Source organism: Streptomyces sp. NPDC054840, assembly GCF_053611065.1.
In genome coordinates this window covers 1-18,760 of the sequence record NZ_JBSGZP010000050.1, presented here as the reverse complement: position 1 = coordinate 18,760, position 18,760 = coordinate 1, and the positions used below count along the sequence as shown (strand labels likewise).

At 71.9% G+C, this 18,760-nt stretch carries 18 protein-coding genes and 1 pseudogene; 10 read left to right on the top strand and 9 right to left on the bottom strand.

Annotation, left to right across the window (positions count from 1 at the left end):
* From ACWGIU_RS06320 to ACWGIU_RS06305, 4 genes are all read left to right on the top strand, one after another.
* On the top strand, positions 1 to 668 hold a 668-nt coding region (locus tag ACWGIU_RS06320; RefSeq protein WP_453702954.1), incomplete at its 5' end, for a TMEM175 family protein.
* Between the two features lie 72 nt (positions 669 to 740).
* A complete protein-coding gene (locus ACWGIU_RS06315) occupies positions 741 to 2,051 on the top strand; it encodes an IS701 family transposase (protein ID WP_453702952.1) in 1,311 nt (436 codons plus the stop codon).
* A complete protein-coding gene (locus tag ACWGIU_RS06310; RefSeq protein ID WP_453702951.1) occupies positions 2,051 to 3,202 on the top strand; it encodes an XdhC family protein in 1,152 nt (383 codons plus the stop codon). The genes ACWGIU_RS06315 and ACWGIU_RS06310 overlap by 1 nt, the downstream gene beginning before the upstream one ends.
* 124 nt (positions 3,203 to 3,326) lie before the next feature.
* Positions 3,327 to 4,790 carry a GuaB1 family IMP dehydrogenase-related protein gene (locus ACWGIU_RS06305; RefSeq protein WP_453702962.1) on the top strand — a complete coding sequence of 488 codons (1,464 nt, stop codon included), beginning with the start codon at positions 3,327 to 3,329 and terminating at the stop codon, positions 4,788 to 4,790.
* Positions 4,791 to 5,010: 220 nt separating this feature from the next.
* On the opposite strand, the gene ACWGIU_RS06300 is transcribed toward ACWGIU_RS06305, so the two are convergent.
* The 8 genes and pseudogenes from ACWGIU_RS06300 to ACWGIU_RS06265 form a co-directional block, all read right to left on the bottom strand.
* Entirely contained in the window at positions 5,011 to 6,252 is a 1,242-nt protein-coding gene (locus ACWGIU_RS06300; RefSeq protein ID WP_453702961.1) for a sensor histidine kinase, read from the bottom strand.
* Between the two features lie 5 nt (positions 6,253 to 6,257).
* The gene (locus ACWGIU_RS06295) at positions 6,258 to 7,988 is read right to left on the bottom strand and encodes a sodium/solute symporter (RefSeq protein ID WP_453702950.1); all 1,731 of its coding nucleotides are present in this window, start codon (positions 7,986 to 7,988) and stop codon (positions 6,258 to 6,260) included.
* 115 nt (positions 7,989 to 8,103) lie between these two features.
* The gene (locus ACWGIU_RS06290) at positions 8,104 to 8,379 is read right to left on the bottom strand and encodes a hypothetical protein (protein WP_030729645.1); all 276 of its coding nucleotides are present in this window, start codon (positions 8,377 to 8,379) and stop codon (positions 8,104 to 8,106) included.
* 187 nt (positions 8,380 to 8,566) lie between these two features.
* Entirely contained in the window at positions 8,567 to 9,415 is an 849-nt protein-coding gene (locus ACWGIU_RS06285) for a LytR/AlgR family response regulator transcription factor (protein WP_453702948.1), read from the bottom strand.
* A gap of 290 nt (positions 9,416 to 9,705) precedes the next feature.
* A complete protein-coding gene (locus ACWGIU_RS06280; RefSeq protein ID WP_453702959.1) occupies positions 9,706 to 10,683 on the bottom strand; it encodes an SCO0930 family lipoprotein in 978 nt (325 codons plus the stop codon).
* Between the two features lie 116 nt (positions 10,684 to 10,799).
* Complete coding sequence (locus tag ACWGIU_RS06275; RefSeq protein WP_453702958.1) at positions 10,800 to 11,825, bottom strand: GDSL-type esterase/lipase family protein; 1,026 nt, start codon at positions 11,823 to 11,825, stop codon at positions 10,800 to 10,802.
* Between the two features lie 59 nt (positions 11,826 to 11,884).
* Positions 11,885 to 12,007 (bottom strand): SDR family oxidoreductase, encoded by a 123-nt coding sequence (locus tag ACWGIU_RS06270; RefSeq protein ID WP_453702956.1) that lies wholly within the window; start codon positions 12,005 to 12,007, stop codon positions 11,885 to 11,887.
* A 115-nt stretch (positions 12,008 to 12,122) separates the two neighbouring features.
* Positions 12,123 to 12,179: pseudogene (locus ACWGIU_RS06265) on the bottom strand (hypothetical protein); the annotation flags it as partial.
* Between the two features lie 347 nt (positions 12,180 to 12,526).
* Here ACWGIU_RS06265 and ACWGIU_RS06260 point away from each other — a divergent pair.
* The gene (locus ACWGIU_RS06260; RefSeq protein WP_453702946.1) at positions 12,527 to 14,011 is read left to right on the top strand and encodes an amino acid permease; all 1,485 of its coding nucleotides are present in this window, start codon (positions 12,527 to 12,529) and stop codon (positions 14,009 to 14,011) included.
* A gap of 16 nt (positions 14,012 to 14,027) precedes the next feature.
* On the top strand, positions 14,028 to 14,483 hold the full coding sequence (locus ACWGIU_RS06255) for an Lrp/AsnC family transcriptional regulator (RefSeq protein ID WP_007262967.1): 456 nt from the start codon (positions 14,028 to 14,030) through the stop codon (positions 14,481 to 14,483).
* Positions 14,484 to 14,556: 73 nt separating this feature from the next.
* Here the strand turns inward: ACWGIU_RS06255 and ACWGIU_RS06250 are convergent, their stop codons facing one another.
* Positions 14,557 to 15,267, bottom strand: coding sequence for a GNAT family N-acetyltransferase (locus ACWGIU_RS06250; RefSeq protein WP_453702944.1), 711 nt, complete (start codon positions 15,265 to 15,267; stop codon positions 14,557 to 14,559).
* Between the two features lie 173 nt (positions 15,268 to 15,440).
* Between ACWGIU_RS06250 and ACWGIU_RS06245 the strand changes: the two genes are divergently transcribed.
* The 4 genes from ACWGIU_RS06245 to ACWGIU_RS06230 all read left to right on the top strand — a co-directional run.
* Complete coding sequence (locus tag ACWGIU_RS06245; protein ID WP_453702942.1) at positions 15,441 to 15,578, top strand: hypothetical protein; 138 nt, start codon at positions 15,441 to 15,443, stop codon at positions 15,576 to 15,578.
* 88 nt (positions 15,579 to 15,666) lie between these two features.
* On the top strand, positions 15,667 to 16,083 hold the full coding sequence (locus tag ACWGIU_RS06240) for a hypothetical protein (RefSeq protein WP_453702941.1): 417 nt from the start codon (positions 15,667 to 15,669) through the stop codon (positions 16,081 to 16,083).
* A 189-nt stretch (positions 16,084 to 16,272) separates the two neighbouring features.
* Positions 16,273 to 17,073, top strand: coding sequence for a carbon-nitrogen hydrolase family protein (locus ACWGIU_RS06235; RefSeq protein ID WP_453702939.1), 801 nt, complete (start codon positions 16,273 to 16,275; stop codon positions 17,071 to 17,073).
* A 45-nt stretch (positions 17,074 to 17,118) separates the two neighbouring features.
* Positions 17,119 to 18,760 (top strand): flavin monoamine oxidase family protein (locus ACWGIU_RS06230; RefSeq protein ID WP_453702937.1); only part of this gene is annotated, 1,642 nt, incomplete at its 3' end.

Genomic DNA, 18,760 nt, shown 5'->3' with positions numbered 1-18,760 from the left:
GAAATGGCAAAGGGGAGGCAATGGAAAACGAAACCGGGCGGATCGAGGCATTCAGTGACGGTGTATTCGCCATCATCATTACGATCCTTGTTCTGGAATTAAAGGTTCCGGAAGAAACCGGCTCGGACTTCTGGCATGGAGTCCGGGGGCAATGGCCCCATTACGCCGCCTACGTCGTCAGTTTCCTCATCATCGGCGTGATGTGGGTGAACCACCACACCATCTTCAGTCACCTCAGGCGGGTGGACCGCCCCCTGTTGTTCCTGAATCTCCTGGTGCTGATGGTCGTGTCGGTGATTCCGTACACGACCAACGTCCTCGCCGAGCACCTCATGGAGGAAGGCGGCTCCGCCAACGCGGCCGCGGTCCTCTACAGCGGTGTCACCGTGGCCTACGCCCTGGCCTTCCTGGCCTTCTGGTGGTACGTGACCCGGGTCGGCCACCTCTTCCACGAGCAGGTCGACAGGGAGGGCGCACGCGCCACACGGGTGCGCTTCGGCCTCGGTGCCATCGCGTACCCCCTCACGGTCCTTCTGGCCTTCTACTCCGCACCACTCACACTTGCCGCCCACTTCCTGATCGCGATCTACTATGCGGCGAACCAGATCCCCATCCCCCTCGTGGTAGAGGAAGAGCGGCTCGATTCTGCCAGCGACCTCAGGAAGTAGCCGCCGGGGCCTACGGCCGTTCTATGCGGTCAAGTAGGGTATTGGATCTAGCTGGTCGCGGGGGAGGCCCAGATGGCTCGCGTAGCTCTGCCGGAGGATTCCACGACGGAAATCTCCGAATTGATCGACGTCCTGATCTCTCTTCTCTTCGAATCATTACCCCGGCGGGACCAGCGAAACTGGGCCCGCGTTTATCTGAACGGTCTGGTGCGGACCGCCGGGAAGAAAACAATTCGTAACATCGCCGGAACAGGGGCCAGTTCCGTCGAGCAGAGCCTCCAGCAGTTCATCAGCAAGTCCCCCTGGGACTGGACCCCGGTCCGCCGCTCCCTCGCCCAGCACCTCGAACGCACCGCGCAGCGCCCCCTGGCCTGGGTGCTCCAGCCCATGGTCATAGAGAAGGCGGGGGACCGATCCGTCGGCGTCGGCCGGCAGTTCGTTCCCCAGCTCGGCCGCACCGCCAACTGCCAGCAGGCGAGCGGGATCTGGCTCGCCTCCAGCGAGGCCAGCTTCCCGGTCGAATGGACCCTCACCCTCCCCGGGCCCTGGACCAGCGAACTCCTGCGCCGCCGCCGGGCCGGCATCCCCGACACGGCCCGCTCCCTCACCCCCGCCCAGGACGCCGTACACGCCGTCCAGCGGATGGCCGCCAGCTGGCAACTCCAGCGCCGGCCCGTGGTGATGGAGGTCGCCAACTGCGATCTCCCGCAGAGCATCGAGTCCTTCACCCTCCAGGACATCCCCTTCGTCTTCAAGGTCGACGGCTCGCTGCCCGTCTCCTTCGGTGGCGCCGGCCGCTACAAACCCGGGCCGCACACCGCCCCCGCCCGCGAACTCATCGACTCCCTGCGCTCCCAGCGCCGCGTCGTCGAATGGACCCGCCACGGGCGCGCCGAGGGCGCGGTGACCCTGCTGACCTCGGCCTCGATCTTCGCCACCCCCTGCGAGGACCGCCCCGTGCCCGCGCCGCCCACCCCGCTGCTGCTGGTCGGAGCCTGGAGCGAAGCCGCCCTGCTGCCCTCAGAGTTCTGGATCACCAACATCGGCGACCGGCCGCTCGCCCAGCTGTTCCTGCTCGCCAAGCTCACCGACCGCGTCTCCCTCGACTTCGCCGAGACCTGCGAACCCGTGGGCATCCGGGACTTCGAGGGCCGCTCCTTCCGGGGGTGGCACCACCACGCCACCCTCGCCAGCGTCGCCCACGCCGCGAAACTGCTCGGCGCGCGCCCGCGGCTCCCCGACGGATACCCCGGACCCACCCGGTCGGCCGCCGCCACGGCCGCACCGCCCCGGCAAGCCACGGCCCGGCCGGCGACCCCGGCCCTCCTGCCGCCGCGCCCGCCCTTGCCCGGACAGACCCCGCGCCGCGAATACATCCGCTGATGCTCGACATAGCCGACCAGCTGCGCGCGTGGTGCGCCGCACAGCGGGAATTCGCACTGGCCACCGTCGTCGCCGTCAGTGGGAGCGCTCCCCGCGGCCCCGGCGCCTCCCTCGCCGTCGACGACAAGGGCACCGCGCTCGGCTCCATCTCCGGAGGCTGCGTGGAATCCGCCGTGCACGAGCTGTGCCTCGACGCCATCGCCTCCGGCGAAGGCGGCCTGCACCGCTTCGGCTACAGCGACGACGACGCCTTCGCGGTGGGCCTGACCTGCGGCGGAGTCCTCGACGTCCTGGTCACCCCGGTGCGCGGGCTCGACCCGGTCCGGCCCGTGCTCGGCTCGGTGCTCGACGCCGCCGCCGGGGGCACCCGGGCCGCGCTCGCCCGGGTGGTCTCCGGACCACCGCCCCAACTGGGCCGGGCGCTCGCCGTCCACGCCGACGGCTCCTACGAGGGCGGACTGGCCGGCGGTCCCGACCTGGACCGGGCCGCCGCCCGGCAGGTACGGGCGCTGCTGCTGGCCGGACGCACCGGCACCGCCGAGCTCGGCACCGCCGGCGGGCTCTGCGGGCAGCCCCTGACCCTGCTCGTCGAATCGGCCGCCGAACCGCCCCGGCTGCTGGTCTACGGGGCCATCGACTTCGCCGCGGCCCTCGCCCGGATCGGCGCCTTCCTCGGCCACCGGGTCACCGTGTGCGACGCCCGGCCCGTCTTCGCGACCCCGGCCCGCTTCCCCGGCGCCGACGAGGTGATCGTCGACTGGCCGCACCGCCACCTGGCCGCCGAGTGGGCCGCGGGCCGCCTGGACTCCCGTACGGCGGTCTGCGTCCTCACCCACGACGCCAAATTCGACGTACCGCTGCTGGAACTGGCCCTGCGGCTGCCCCTGGGCTACGTGGGCGCCATGGGATCGCGGCGCACGCACACCGACCGCGAGAGACGGTTGCGGGCCGAGGGCGTCACGGACTCCGCCCTGGCCCGCCTGCGCTCACCCATCGGGCTCGACCTCGGCGGCGCCACCCCCGAGGAGACCGCGCTGGCCATAGCCGCCGAGTTCACGGCCGTGCGGAACGGCGGATCGGTGCTCCCGCTGGCCCGGCGCCACGGCCCCGTCCACCGTCGGACACAGCCCGCCGGGACCACGGTCCCGTAGGAAACGACCACCCGGCCCGGTATGTCCTGGACGATCAGCCCGGGCGGCGTGAACCCCAGGTCGTGGGAGAATGAAGTACGTGCGTTTCCTCCGCTGTCCTGCCGGGGCGTAGACGGATCCTTCGATCGACTGGGATGTTCAGCACGTGCGTTTCCTCAATGACCTGAAGCCGCCGTACGACCTGACGTACGACGATGTGTTCATGGTGCCGAGCCGCTCCGCGGTCGGTTCCCGCCAGAGTGTCGACCTGTCCTCGCCCGACGGAACCGGCACCACCATTCCCCTCGTCGTGGCCAACATGACCGCCATCGCGGGCCGCCGGATGGCCGAGACGGTCGCCCGCCGGGGCGGAATCGTCGTCATCCCGCAGGACATCCCGATCGATGTCGTCACCGAGGTCATCTCCTGGGTGAAGAGCCGCCACCTCGTGCTCGACACGCCGATCACGCTGGCGCCCGCCCAGACGGTCGCCGACGCGCTGTCCCTGCTGCACAAGCGCGCCCACGGCGCCGGCGTCGTCGTCGACGGCGAGGACCGCCCGGTCGGCGTCGTCACCGAGCACGACCTCTCCGGCGTGGACCGCTTCACCCAGCTCTCCGAGGTCATGTCGAAGGAGCTGCTGCTCATCGACGCCGACATCGACCCGCGCGAGGCCTTCAACCAGCTCGACGCCGGCCACCGCAAGCTGGCCCCGGCCGTCGACAAGGACGGCAAGCTCGTCGGCATCCTCACCCGCAAGGCCGCCCTGCGCGCGACGCTCTACACCCCCGCCACCGATGCGAACGGCAAGCTGCGCATCGCGGCCGCCGTCGGGATCAACGGCGACTTCGTGCAGAAGGCCAAGCAGCTGCTCGACGCGGGCGTGGACACGCTCGTCATCGACACGGCGCACGGCCACCAGGAGTCGATGATCAACGCGATCAAGGCCGTCCGCGCGCTGGACCCGCAGGTCCCGATCGTGGCCGGCAACATCGTCGCCGCCGAGGGCGTCAAGGACCTCATCGACGCCGGCGCGGACATCATCAAGGTCGGTGTGGGCCCCGGCGCCATGTGCACCACCCGCATGATGACCGGCGTGGGCCGCCCGCAGTTCTCCGCGGTCCTGGAGTGCGCGGCCGAGGCCAAGAAGTACGGCAAGCACGTGTGGGCCGACGGCGGCGTCCGTCACCCGCGTGACGTGGCGATGGCGCTGGCCGCCGGCGCGTCCAACGTGATGATCGGCTCATGGTTCGCCGGTACGTACGAGTCCCCGGGCGACCTCCAGCAGTCCGCCGACGGGCGCCTGTACAAGGAGTCCTTCGGCATGGCCTCCGCCCGCGCGGTGCAGAACCGCACGAGCGAGGAGTCGGCCTACGACCGCGCCCGCAAGGGCCTGTTCGAGGAGGGCATCTCCACGTCGCGCATGTTCCTCGACCCGGCCCGCCCGGGCGTCGAGGACCTGATCGACTCGATCATCGCGGGCGTCCGCTCCTCGTGCACCTACGCCGGTGCCGGCTCCCTCGCGGAGTTCGAGGAGAAGGCCGTGGTCGGCATCCAGTCCGCCGCCGGTTACGCCGAGGGCAAGCCGCTGCACGCCAGCTGGAGCTAGTGCTGTGACCGGAAAGGTTCACCGGGTCACGACGCCCGGCACGGCACCTCGCCGCGTTGTCGGACCGCGCGAGTACGTCCAGTACGAGCCGCGGCCCTCCGCCTTGCGATGCACCACACCGGACGCCGCAACCCGGCAAACCTTCCCGGCCACAGCACTAGGCGTGTTGTAAAAGTCCCGCCTGGCGTGCGACGTTCTCTCCCCGTGGCCCCCGGTCGTCCTACGAGGACGGCCGGGGGCCACGGGCGCTTCCGGGCGATGAACTGTGCACGCCCACACGGTACTTGGGGATGCGCAGGGTGACCTTCATACCGGCCCCGACGCCCGTCTCCATCACCGGACCGTATGCGTCCCCGTACACCTGACGGATCCGCTCGTCGACATTGGGCAGCCCGATTCCGGAGGAACCCCCGTGCTCCCCGGCCAGGATCCGGCGCAGCAGGGCCGGATCCATCCCGACCCCGTTGTCCTCCACCGTGATCACCGCCTCCGCGCCCGCGTCCCGCGCCGTGATCGTGATCCGGCACTCCTCGGTGGAGTCCTCCAACCCGTGCTTGACGGCGTTCTCCACCAGGGGCTGCAGGCACAGGAAGGGCAGCGCCACCGGCAGCACCTCCGGCGCCACCTGCAGGGTCACCTTCAGCCGGTCGCCGAACCGGGCACCGGCCAGCGCCAGATACTGCTGGACGGAGCGCAACTCGTCGGCGAGCGTGGTGAAATCACCGTGCCGACGGAAGGAGTACCGCGTGAAGTCCGCGAACTCCAGCAGCAGCTCCCGGGCCCGCTCCGGATCGGTCCGGACGAACGAGGCGATCGCGGCCAGTGAGTTGAAGATGAAATGCGGGGAGATCTGCGCCCGCAGCGCCTTGATCTCCGCCTCCATCAGCCGGGTCCGCGACCGGTCCAGCTCGGACAGTTCGAGCTGCACGGACACCCACCGCGCGACTTCCGTCGCGGCCCGCACCAGCACCGCGGACTCCCGCGAGCCGTACGCCACCAGCGCGCCCAGTACCCCGTCCTCGCCGGTGAGCGGAGCCACCACCGCCCACTTCAGCGGACAGTCCGGCCGCTGGCACTCGGTGCGCACGCTCTGGCTGCGCCCCGACGCCAGCATCACCGCCACCCGGGCCATCGCCCGCCGCTGATGGTGGTCGGCGCCCGGACCGTCCCAGGCCAGCACCGACTCGCGGTCGGTGAGGCACAGCGCCTCCGTGCCCAGCAGTGACCGCAGCCGCCGGGCCGCCTTGCGGGCGGCGTCCTCGGTCAGCCCGGCGCGCAGCGGGGGAGCGGCCAGCGAAGCCGTGTGCAGGGTGTGGAAGGTGGCCCGCTCCACCGGGGTCCCCAGGGCCATACCGGCCGCCCGCTCCCCGTGCCGTGCGTGCCGGTGGCCCGCGGCCCAGCCCACGCCCAGCAGCAGCACGGCACCCGCCACCGCCAGCGCGGCCACGACCGCCGGTGCCACCCCGGTCACCGCGGACCCCCCGCCCGCTCCCCGGCCACGACCTCCGGCAGGTGCAGCCGGGCCAGGGTGGCCGCCGTCCCCGCCGGTATCCGCGACCGCGTCGCCAGCGACACCGCCACCATCGTCAGGAACCCGAGCGGCACCGACCACGCCGCCGGCCATGCCAACAGCGTGTGCGTCCAGCCCGGCGGCGCCAGATCGGCCCGGGTCGCCAGCACCGCCCCCAGCGCCGCCCCGCCGCCGGTGACCAGCCCGGCCACCGCACCCGGCGCGGTCAGCCCGCGCCACCAGATGCCCAGCACCAGCAGGGGACAGAACGAGGACGCCGACACGGCGAAGGCCAGGCCCACCGCGTCCGCCACCGGCACCTCCGTCGCCGCCACGCTCCCGGCCAGCGGCACCAGGATCGCCACGACCGCCGCCGAGCGGAAGCTGCGCACCCCACGCGCCGGCAGCACGTCCTGGTGCAGCACCCCCGCCACCGCCATGGTCAGCCCCGAGGCCGTCGACAGGAACGCCGCGAAGGCACCCCCGGCCAGCAGCGCACCCAGCAGCTCGCCGAGCACCCCGCCGAGCATCCGCCCGGGCAGCACCAGCACCGCCGCGTCCGCGTCACCGGTCAGGGCGAGCTCGGGCGTGTAGATCCGGCCCAGTGCCCCGTACACCGGCGGCAGCAGGTAGAAGACGCCGACCAGCGCGAGCACGACCAGTGTGGTGCGCCGCGCGGTCCGCCCGTCGGGGCTGGTGTAGAACCGCACCGCGACGTGCGGCAGACCCATCGTGCCGAGGAAGGTCGCCAGGATCAGCCCGTACGTGGCGTACAGCCGGTACCCGCGCAGCCCGCCGGAGGTCGGTACCGACCAGGTGGACGCGCCGGGCCGCGCCTCGGCCGGGGTGTCCGGAACGGGCGTGCCCGGGGCGAACTCCATCCGCGCGTGGGCCCGTACGACATGCTCACCGGCGGTCAGGGTCAGCGGCGCCGACACGTAGCCGTGCCCGTCCACCTGCCCGGTCACCGTCACCGTCAGCGGATCGGCCACCGACAGCCGGACGTCCTGCGCGAGCGTCACCGAGGTGTGCTCGCGGAAGACGGCCGGAGCGTCGAAGGTGGCCCGCGGCGCGCCGTCCCCCGCCCAGGCCGCGATCAGGAAGAAGGACGGCACCAGCAGGGCCGTGAGTTTCAGCCAGTACTGGAAGGCCTGGACGAAGGTGACCGAACGCATCCCGCCGCACGCCACCGCCACGGTCACCACGAACGCGACGACCAGCCCGCCGACCCAGTGCGGGGCCCCGGTCAGGATCTCCAGCGTCAGCCCGGCCCCCTGCAACTGCGGCAGCAGGTACAGCCAGCCGACCCCGACCACGAACAGCACCGCGATCCGGCGCACCACCAGCGACTCCAGCCGCGCCTCGGCGAAGTCGGGCAGCGTGTAGGCGCCGGAGCGGCGCAGCGGGGCCGCCACCAGGACGAGCAGCACCACGTACCCGGCGGTGTAGCCCACCGGGTACCAGAGCATCTCGGGCCCTTGGAGCAGCACCAGCCCGGCCACCCCGAGGAAGGACGCGGCGGACAGGTACTCGCCGCTGATGGCCGCCGCGTTCAGGCGGGGCCCCACCGTGCGCGAGGCGACGTAGAAGTCGGACGTGGTCCGGGACATCCGCAGGCCCAGCGCGCCGACCAGGATCGTGACCAGGACGACGACGGCGACCGCGGTCAGCGCGTACGTCTGGTTCACCGGGCGGTCCTTCGGCAGGGGAGGGGTGTCCGGAGTCTACGCACGCCCCTGACCGGGCGACAGGCTCGATTCGGACCCGCCGGAGCCGTCGGATCCGCCCGGCCGGACCACCCCGTCAGACGGCCGGATCGCGGTGCTCCGCGCAGTCGCGCAGGGCGATCTCCAGCTCCACGTACGACTCCTCCGCGCGCCGGAACGCCAGCGTCAGGGCCGCCTCCGCGCGCGGCGGTACCTGCTCGCGGACTCCTTCGCGGGCCTCGTACAGGATGTCGGCCCAGCGGGCGGCCGCACTGCGCAGCCGGGCCAGCAGCACCTCGGCCTCGGCGGGCCCGGCCGGCCGGGCCCGGGGCAGCCCGCTCAGGGCGTCGACCAGCGCCTGGATTTCGGACATCTCGCTCCTCCCGCGCCGGAAGATCCACGATACGAGAGGGGTGAGGGCACCGAGGGCCGATCGGAGCGGCGGTGCGGCCGACGGTTCCGGCGGATCGCCGTACGCCCCTCCCGGCGCGACGAACGGCGCCGCCGAGCGCCGGACGGTCAGGGGCGAACGGCCCGAGTCGCCTGGGGAGCTGCCGGTTTCAGCCGGTCGCCTGCCGCATCAGCAGGTCCCGCAGTTCCCGCGCGTGCCGCCGGCTCACCTGGAGCTCCGCGGTCCCCACCCGGACACTGGTGGTCCCGGCCTCCAGCCGGAGCTCGTCGATCCGGGCCAGCGCCACCAGATGACGGCGGTGGATCCGTACGAACCCGCGCGCCGCCCAGCGTTCCTCCAGCGTGGACACCGGGATCCGGACCAGGTGGCTGCCCTCGTCGGTGTGCAGGCGGGCGTAGTCGCCCTGCGCCTCCACGTAGGAGATGTCCGCGATCGCCACGAAGCGGGTGATCCCGCCCAGTTCGACGGCGATCTGGTCCGGCGCGCGGTCGGCGACGGTGACCTCGGCGACCGGGCGGCGGGGCGCGGGCACGGCCGGGGCGCCCGCCACCGGGGCATCGGTGGTCACCCCGCCCGCCGCCGCGGCCGCCGGGCCCTCGTCGGACCGGACCAGCTGCTCGCAGGCCCGCCGCACAGCCTCGGCCAGCCGCTCCGGGCGCACGGGCTTGAGTACGTAGTCCACGGCCTTCAGGTCGAAGGCCTGTACGGCGAAACCCTCGTGGGCCGTGACGAACACGATCAGCGGTGGCCGCGCGAACCCGGCCAGCAGGCGGGCGATGTCCAGCCCGGTCAGCCCGGCCATGTGGATGTCCAGGAACACCACGTCGATGGCGTCGGCCCCGTCCGGGCCGGATTCCAGCGCCCGGGTGACCCGGCGCAGGGCCTCGGTGGCGTCCGAGGCACCCTCCGCAGTGTGCACCCGGGGGTCCGAGCGCAGCAGGTAGAGGAGTTCCTCCAGAAGCGGTTTCTCGTCGTCGACGGCCAGTACGCGCAGCATGCGGCCGAGTCTAGTGCTGTGGCCGGGAAGGTTTGCCGGGTTGCGGCGTCCGGTGTGGTGCATCGCAAGGCGGAGGGCCGCGGCTCGTACTGGACGTACTTGTGCGGTCCGACAACGCGGCGAGGTGCCGTGCCGGGCGTCGTGACCCGGTGAACCTTTCCGGTCACAGCACTAGAGAGGACTTGGCGGGGGCGGAACGGCAAAGGGCGCGGCCCCCGCCCAGGGGGGATGTGGGCGAGGGCCGCGCGAACGGGGTGGGGGGAGGGGAGGAGGGAGGGGAGGAGCGTCGGCTACTGGATGGTGATGAGCTTGCCTTCGGGGGACACGGCGTACCAGGTGCCGCCCACACCCTGGCCGTTCACGTCGCCGGGCTTCTTGTCACCGGTGAAGGTGTAGACGGGCCAGCAGTCGACGCTCTGCTGCTTCAGGCCGTCCGGGCGGTTGAGCACCGTGTAGTTCTTCTCGACGATCCCCTTGTCCGCGGCCTTCTCCACCGGCGCGACGACCGGCCACTTGGTCTGGCAGTCGCCCACGCACTTGGAGGTCATCGGCCACTGGGTGTCCGGCTTGAACCGGTAGACGGTCATGCCCTTGCCGTCGACGATGTGGTCGCCCAGCTTGGGGTCCTTGGCCACCGACAGCTTCCCGTCGCCCTCGGCGGCGCCGCCCGCGGCCGGCGGTGCCTCCTCGGTCGCGGCCCCCTTCGCGGCCTTCTTGCCGTCCGCCGCGAGCGCGAACCACACCCCGCCGACGCCCTGGCCGTTGACGTCGCCCGCCTTGGTGTCCTTGCTGTAGCGGTACGCGGGCCAGCCGCCCACCGTCAGCTGCTTGCTGCCGTCGGTGCGCACGACCTCGCCCAGCACGGCCGGGTCCATGCCGGCGGCGGCGGTGACGTCACCGGCGGCGACCACCGGCCAGGTCTTCTCGCAGTCCCCGTCGCAGTTGGACTTCGGCGGCTTGGCCGTGTCCTTGTCGAACCGGTAGAGGGTGAACCCGGCGCTGTCGGTCAGGACCGGCCCGACCTTGTCGTTGGAGGCCATCGCGAGCTGCCCGGCCGGCTTGGCGTCCGAGGCGGGCGCGGCTCCGGCGCCGTCGGAGCCGTAGGCGCCGTCGGCGGCGGCCGGGGCCTTCCCGTAGTCCTGAGCGGCGGCGGCCCCGACCGGCTTGGTCGTGTCCGCGGCCTTGTCGTCCGTGGGGCCGCAGGCCGTCGCCGCGAGAACGACGACGATCGCGGCCGCGGCCAGGGTGGTTCCGCGCTTGATGCCCATCTTGATCTCTCCCACGTGTGGTGTCCGGTGTCCGCCACCGTGGTGGCGTCAACTGTGCTCAGGACACGCTCCGGTGGGAGAGATCTGTTCACCTCGTCCGGTGTGGGCTGTTTCACTCACCCCACTTCGAACCCGGTGCGCCGCAGAGCCGTGGCCACAGCGAGGCCGAGAACCTGGTGGCCGCTGTCGTTGGGGTGCAGCCCGTCCGCCAGGTGCTCGGGACCGAGCAGGTCCCGGCCCGGGAGCACGGCCAGCCGGTCGTCCCCGGCGGCGATCCGGTCCCGGGCGGCCCGCTCCATCGCGTCACGCAGGGCGCCGAGGGTGGCGCCGAGCTTGTTCGGGGTGCGCTCGGCGTCGGGTCGCAGGACGGGGGAGACCAGCAGGATCGGGGTCCGCGGGTGTCCCTGGCGGACCAGTTCGAGGAAGGCGCGCGTGGTCTCGTACAGCAGGGGCGCCGAAAAGGGCACGCGGGACCAGCAGTTGGTGCCGAAGGCGAGGGTGAGGACGTCGGCGGGCAGGCCAGCGAGCTGTTCGGCGGTGGTCAGCTCACCGCGCGCGGCCCCCGCGTAGCCGAGGTTGACGGTGTCCCAGCCGAGGGCGCGGCCGGTGACGGCGGGCCAGCCGTGCGCGGGGCGGGTGGACCACCAGCCCTCGGTGATGGAGTCGCCGTGCACCACCCAGCGCGGCTTGGGCGGCGCCGGCGCGAGCGGGCCGCCGATCCCGCGCAGCCCGAGGATCAGCGGGGACTGGGTCTCGGGCGGGTGGATGGTGAACGGGCCGGTGCCGCCGCCCAGGCCGATCCGTACGACGGCTTCCGCGGCCGGGTCGGTGAACACCTCGGTGACCACCCCGTGCCGGTCCCACAGCGCGAAGCCGTGCGCGAGGTCGCGCAGCGCGTCGGTGGGGCCGGGCACGGTCGCCCGGTAGCGGATCTCCACCGCCCGCGCGGTCTCGGTGGTGAACTCCAGCCGGACGCCGATGGGCAGGGTGGAGCGCTCACCGGTGTCCCAGGGCAGCCGCATGGTGTCGGCCGGATCGGCGCGGACCGGCCGCCCCTGGTCCAGCCAGGCGACCCCGCGCAGGAAGGCCAGCGCGTCCTGCCAGGGCGCCGGCTCGTCAGGGTGGCACTGCAGCCCGGCCACAGGCTCCGCCGGCAGTCCTGGTCCTTCCAGGCCCGGTGGTCCCACTGGTCCCGGTGGTCTCACTGGTTGCCTCCGATCGTCGGGTACGGGAACTTCACGCCTACCCCGCCGTCCACCACGAGCGTCTGCCCGGTGACGTACGCGGACAGCGGCGAGGCCAGGAAGTACAACGCGGCCGCGATGTCCGCGGTGTCGGCGACCCGGCCTGGCGGGGCATGCTCCGCGGTGCCCCGCCGCCCCCTCGGCGCCCGGCAGCGCGGCGACCCGCGGGGTCCGCGCCACCCCCGGTGCCACCGCGTTCACCCGTACCCCGCTCGGACCCGGTTCCACCGCCGCAGAGCGCACCAATGCCATCCGGGCGGCCTTCTCGGCCCCGGCAGGAGGGTCGGGGGCAGGACCTGACGGAGTGTCAGGAAGGGGTCCCCGAGGTGGCCTGCGCAGCGATCGATCATCCCTACGCAACAAACGACTGTCAGTGACCGATCCGCGCAACGATCGTGCGTCAATGTGCAAGGATGGTGCATTACGGGCGGTATCACTCAGCTCGTAGGCTCACTCGCTGTACGTGGAGTGGCGCGGATCGCCTGCTCGGCGGTCCCCCATGAGCAGACCCCTCTTACGACGGGCCCTGCCCTGCTCCGGATCGTCGCGGTCGACGCCTCCCCCGACCTCCCCGATCCGCAGTGACAAGGAGTCCCCTCGTGCTCGACCACGGCCAGGCGCCACCGCTCGCTTCCGAGGCCCGCAAGCCCGCCAACCCGCTGCTCCGCCGCAAGCCGGTGGAGCAGTTGGTTTCCGAGGGCGGCCAGGGTGAGGGCGGCGCGCTGAAGCGTTCGCTCACGATGTGGCAGCTGACCATGATCAGCATCGGCGCGACCCTGGGCACCGGCATCTTCGTCGTCCTCGGCGAGGCCACCCCGATCGCCGGCCCGGCCGTCTTCATCGCCTTCATCGTCGCGGGCCTGACCGCGCTGTTCTCGGCGCTCTCCTACGCCGAGCTCGCGGGCTCCATCCCCGTCTCGGGCTCCTCGTACTCCTACGCCTACGCCACCATGGGTGAGCTCATAGCCTGGGTCTGCGGCTGGTGCCTCGTCCTGGAGTACGGCGTCTCCGTCGCGGCCGTCGCCGTCGGCTGGGGCCAGTACCTCAACGAGCTGCTCGACGGCACCCTCGGCATCACCATCCCCGAGGGCTTCTCCGCCCCGCTGGGCGAGGGCGGCTACATCAACATGCCCGCCCTGGTCGTTGTCCTGCTCTGCATGGTCTTCCTGCTCCGCGGGGCCAAGGAGAGCGCCCGGATCAACACGATCATGGTCGGCATCAAGATCGTGACGCTTGTGCTCTTCTGCGTCATCGGCTTCATGGGCATCAAGGCCGGCAACTACACCCCGCTGGCCCCGCTCGGCGTCACCGCCATCAGCACCGCCGCCTCCATGCTGTTCTTCTCCTACATCGGCTTCGACGCCGCCTCCACCGCCGGTGAGGAAGCCAAGAACCCGAAGAAGGACCTGCCGCGCGCGATCATGCTCTCGCTCGCCATCGTCACCGCGATCTACTGCCTCGTCGCCCTGGTCGCCGTCGGCGCCATGCCGTGGCAGGAGTTCGAGGGCAGCGAGGCCGCGCTGGCCCAGATCATGGAGAACGTCACCGGGCACTCCTTCTGGAGCGTCATCCTCGCCGCGGGCGCCGTCGTCGCCATCGCCAGCGTCGTCTTCGCCGTCCTCTACGGCCAGACCCGCATCCTCTTCGCGATGTCCCGCGACGGCCTGATGCCCAAGGCCTTCGCCAAGGTCGACCCGAAGTCCGGCACGCCCCGCGTCAACACGATCATCGTCTGCCTCTTCTGCGGACTGCTCGCCGCCTTCATCCCGCTGGGCGAGCTGGCGAACGCCACCAGCATCGGCACGCTCTTCGCCTTCGGCCTGGTCAACGTCGCCGTCATCATCCTGCGCCAGACCCGCCCGGAGATGAACCGCACCTTCAAGGTCGCGCTCTTCCCGGTCACCCCGATCGTGGGCTTCCTGCTCTGCGCCTACCTGATGACGGAGCTGCCGGGAACCACCTGGCTGGTCTTCGGTGGCTGGATGGCCGTCGGGCTCGTGATCTACTTCTTCTACGGCATGCGCCGCTCCAGCCTGGCCACTGTGGCCGCCCTGGCCGCCACGGCCGCGGAGACCGCCGAATAGAAGTGATTCACCCCCCGTGCGACTGAACGATCTCGACGAACGCATCGTGCACGCCCTCGCCGAGGACGCCCGCCGCTCCTACGCGGACATCGGCTCCGAGGTCGGGCTCTCCGCGCCCGCCGTCAAGCGGCGCGTGGACCGGCTGCGCGCCGAAGGCGCCATCACCGGCTTCACCGTCCGCGTGGACCCGGCCGCGATGGGCTGGGAGACCGAGGGCTTCATCGAGATCTACTGTCGGCACAACACCTCGCCGGACGACATCCGGCGAGGACTGGAGAGATACCCCGAGGTGGTGTCCGCGTCGACCGTCACCGGCGACGCGGACGCCCTCGTCCAGGTCTTCGCCTCCGACATGCGCCACTTCGAGCGGGTCCTGGAACGCATCGCCGGCGAGCCCTTCGTGGAACGCACCAAGTCGGTACTCGTCCTCTCCCCCCTCCTGCGCCGCTTCACCTCCGGAGCGCCCGCTTAAGGGCGTGTCCGCGAAGCGGCGCCGGCCACCGGGGACCACGGGACCGCCCTGGGGCCCTTCCGGGCCTCCACGGCTACGACCGCGGGGTGCGGACACCCAGGAACAGGGGGCTGCGGCGCAGGGTGAAGCCCATCGACCCGTAGAGCCGCACGGCCCCCGTGTTGGCCGCCGCCGCGTGCAGGAACGGGTGGTCCCCGCGCTCGCGGACCTCCGCCGCGACCGCGCGTATCAGCCGGCCCGCCAGGCCCCGGCCCCGGTGGTCCGGGTGGGTGCACACCGCGCTGATCTCCGACCAGCCCGCCGGCCGCATCCGCTCACCGGCCATCGCGACCAGCCGGCCCTCGTGGCGGATCCCGAGGTACGTGCCCAGCTCCACCGTCCGGTCCAGGAACGGGCCGGGCCGGGTCAGCCCCACCAGCTCCAGCATCTCCGGCACGTCGCCGGGTCCCAGCGGCACAGCTTCCGGCGCGGCCCCGGCCCGTACCGCCCGGCCGTCCAGCTGCACTCCCGGAACCGTCACCAGCGTCTCCCACCCCGGCGGCGGGGTCAGCAGCCCGGTCACCCAGACCTCCTCCCCGGGACCGGCCAGCGCGGCCAGATCCGCCCACGCCCGCGGGTCCTTCGGATCGGCGAGCGCCGAGAACGGGGACGCGTCCAGCACGTAGCGGGCCGCCAGACCCGCGGGCGCGAACTCGGCGAAGTCACGGTGCGGCCCGGTCAGCGCGGCCCAGACCGGATTGTCGAGTACTTCGCTGCCGCACAGCGTGCCGCTCTCGGGGGACATGGGTGCGGGACTCCTTCCGTAAGGCGACGGCGTCCGGGTAGTGACCGCCTTCTTGACGGCCCCCGGCACCACCACGAAACTGCGGGGACGGCCATGACGGACCATGCCCGCCACCGGAAGCCTAACCAGCCCCGGACGGCGGCGGCCGAGGACGAGGACGGGGGTGGGCGGCGGTGGACACGGCCCGGACGGCGGACACGGATACGGGCACGGGCACGCGGGCCGCCCGAACCCTGCGGCGCTGGTGGCTCACCCGGCGCCTGCACATCGACCTCCTGCGGGTGTGCAGCGCGTTCGGCCCGCGCGGCTGAGCCCTCTCAGAGACGACGAGTGACCCGGACCGGGCGAGTACCGCGCCGCCCGGGGCCCAGCCGTGTTGTCCTCCACCCCAGGAGAGTCATGTCGCACACCGTCCTGCCCCGCACTGCGCTGCCCCGCACCCCGCTGCTGCCCCGCACCGGCCCGGCGCCCGCCCCGCGCGGCCGCATCGGATCGGGCTTCTCCCCCGTACCGCACCGCTACCACCTGTACCTCCGCGTCGGCTGTCCCCACTCCCTGCGGGTCACCGACACCCTCGCCGAGCTGGGCCTGGCCCACTCGATCACCACCACCCTCCTCGGTGCGAACCCCCGTGCGGCCGGGTACACCGCACTGCGCCTCGCCTACGAGGCCACCGGACACCACTTCGACGGCGCCCTGACCGTCCCGGCCCTCGTCGACAGCTGGAGTGGCCGCGTCGTCTCCGGCCACACGCCCGACATCCTCGACGACCTGCGCTTCCTGGCCACCCACCCGGCCTTCCGCGCGGACGCGTAGCAGGCGGCCGCGCAGGGGCCGCACCGTGTCCACGAGGGGGCCCCGGGGCGCCCGCGCAACGAATCGCCGCGTCGGTGGTGGAACACGCAACGAATCGATGCGCGGAGCGCAACGCTCACGGCTTGTCCGGGCCGAACGCGCGAACGTACCGTTTTATGACCCCCTCCCCGCCTGTCACAGAGGTAGCCCATGCCCCCGCTGCGCACCGCCCTCCTCCAGAGCTCCGGCGTTCTCGGCGACACCGCCGAGAACCTCAAGGCGCTCGACGAGGCAGCGGCGCGGGCCGTACGGCGCGGGGCCGGGCTCCTCGTGACCTCGGAGATGTTCCTGACCGGCTACGCGCTGGACCTCCAGGACATCCCCGGCCTCGCCGAACCGGCCGACGGTCCCTCCGCCCGGGCCATCGGCGAGATCGCCCGCCGCCACGGGATCGCCGTGCTCTACGGCTACCCGGAGGGCGCGGACGGCGTCGTCTACAACGCCGCCCAGCTCATCGGCCCCGACGGCGAGGCGCTGGCGAACTACCGCAAGACCCACCTCTTCGGCTGCTTCGAACAGGACGCCTTCACCCCCGGCGACACCTCCGTCGTCCAGGCGGACCTGAACGGCCTCCGCATCGGCCTCATGATCTGCTACGACGTGGAATTCCCCGAGAACGTGCGGGCGCACGCGCTCGCCGGCACCGACCTCCTCCTGGTGCCGACCGCGCAGATGCACCCGTTCCAGTTCGTCGCCGAACAGCTGGTCCCCGTAAGGGCCTTCGAGAACCAGATGTACATCGCGTACGTCAACCGCACCGGCCCGGAAGGCGAGTTCGAGTTCGTCGGACTCAGCTGCCTGGCGAGCCCCGACGGGGTCACCCGGACCCGGGCCGGACGCGGCGAGGAGCTGGTGTTCGGCGAGGCCGACCCCGAGCTGCTGTCCGCCTCGCGCGAGAACAACCCGTACCTGCGCGACCGCCGACCCGGGCTCTACGCCTCCCTCGTCTAAGCCCTCTGCCTCCCCCCAGCCCTGCCGCAAGGAGCCGTACCCCCCATGACGTCCACGGTGCCCACCACCGCCGTCCCGCACAGCGACGGACAGCCGCCGATCACCATGTTCGGTCCGGACTTCCCGTACGCGTACGACGACTTCCTCGCCCACCCGGCGGGCCTCGGCCAGATACCGGCGACCGAGCTCGGCACCGAGGTCGCCGTCATCGGCGGCGGGCTGTCCGGCATCATCTCGGCCTACGAGCTCATGAAGATGGGCCTCAAGCCCGTCGTCTACGAGGCCGACCAGATCGGTGGCCGCCTGCGCACCGTGGGCTTCGAGGGCGCCGGTACCGAGGAGCTGACCGCGGAGATGGGCGCCATGCGCTTCCCGCCGTCCTCCACGGCCCTGCAGCACTACATCGACCTCGTCGGCCTGGTCACGGAGCCCTTCCCGAACCCGCTGGCCGAGGCCACCCCCTCCACGGTCGTCGACCTCAAGGGCGAGACCCACTACGCCGAGACCATCGCCGACCTCCCCCAGGTCTACCGCGACGTGTCCGCCGCGTGGAACGCCTGCCTCGACGAGGGCGCCGACTTCTCCGACATGAACACCGCGATGCGCGAGCGGGACGTCCCGCGCATCCGCGAGATCTGGGCCAAGCTCGTCGAGAAGCTCGACGACGAGACCTTCTACGGCTTCCTCTGCAAGTCCGAGGCCTTCAAGTCCTTCCGCAAGCGCGAGATCTTCGGCCAGGTCGGCTTCGGCACGGGCGGCTGGGACACCGACTTCCCGAACTCCATCCTGGAGATCCTGCGCGTCGTCTACACCGAGGCCGACGACCACCACCGCGGCATCGTGGGCGGCTCGCAGCAGCTGCCGCTGCGCCTGTGGGAGCGCGAGCCCGAGAAGATCGTGCACTGGGCGCAGGGCACCTCGCTGTCCTCCCTGCACGACGGCACCCCGCGTCCGGCGGTCACCCGCCTGCACCGCACGGCCGGCAACCGCATCACGGTCACCGACTCCTCCGGCGACATCCGCACGTACCGCGCCGCGATCTTCACGGCCCAGTCCTGGATGCTGCTGTCGCAGATCGAGTGCGACGACACGCTGTTCCCGATCGACCACTGGACGGCGATCGAGCGCACCCACTACATGGAGTCGTCCAAGCTGTTCGTCCCCGTGGACCGGCCGTTCTGGCTGGACAAGGACGAGGACACCGGCCGCGACGTCATGTCGATGACCCTCACCGACCGCATGACCCGTGGCACGTACCTGCTGGACAACGGCCCGGACAAGCCCGCCGTCATCTGCCTCTCGTACACCTGGTGCGACGACAGCCTCAAGTGGCTGCCGCTGTCCGCGAACGAGCGGATGGAGGTCATGCTGAAGTCCCTCGGCGAGATCTACCCGAAGGTCGACATCCGCCGCCACATCATCGGCAACCCGGTCACCGTGTCCTGGGAGAACGAGCCCTACTTCATGGGCGCGTTCAAGGCCAACCTCCCGGGCCACTACCGCTACCAGCGCCGCCTGTTCACCCACTTCATGCAGGACCGCCTCCCCGAGGACAAGCGCGGCATCTTCCTCGCGGGGGACGACATCTCCTGGACGGCCGGCTGGGCCGAGGGCGCGGTCCAGACCGCCCTCAACGCCGTCTGGGGCGTCATGCACCACCTGGGCGGCTCCACGGACGCCACCAACC

Bases quoted from the DNA above. Each gene is read 5' to 3' on its own strand.
- ACWGIU_RS06250 (WP_453702944.1), bottom strand. From the start codon at position 15,267: ATGTCCCCCGAGAGCGGCACGCTGTGCGGCAGCGAAGTACTCGACAAT.
- ACWGIU_RS06235 (WP_453702939.1), top strand. From the start codon at position 16,273: ATGCCCCCGCTGCGCACCGCCCTCCTCCAGAGCTCCGGCGTTCTCGGC.
- ACWGIU_RS06310 (WP_453702951.1), top strand. From the start codon at position 2,051: ATGCTCGACATAGCCGACCAGCTGCGCGCGTGGTGCGCCGCACAGCGG.
- ACWGIU_RS06290 (WP_030729645.1), bottom strand. From the start codon at position 8,379: ATGTCCGAAATCCAGGCGCTGGTCGACGCCCTGAGCGGGCTGCCCCGG.
- ACWGIU_RS06240 (WP_453702941.1), top strand. From the start codon at position 15,667: ATGTCGCACACCGTCCTGCCCCGCACTGCGCTGCCCCGCACCCCGCTG.
- ACWGIU_RS06315 (WP_453702952.1), top strand. From the start codon at position 741: ATGGCTCGCGTAGCTCTGCCGGAGGATTCCACGACGGAAATCTCCGAA.
- ACWGIU_RS06285 (WP_453702948.1), bottom strand. From the start codon at position 9,415: ATGCTGCGCGTACTGGCCGTCGACGACGAGAAACCGCTTCTGGAGGAA.
- ACWGIU_RS06280 (WP_453702959.1), bottom strand. From the start codon at position 10,683: ATGGGCATCAAGCGCGGAACCACCCTGGCCGCGGCCGCGATCGTCGTC.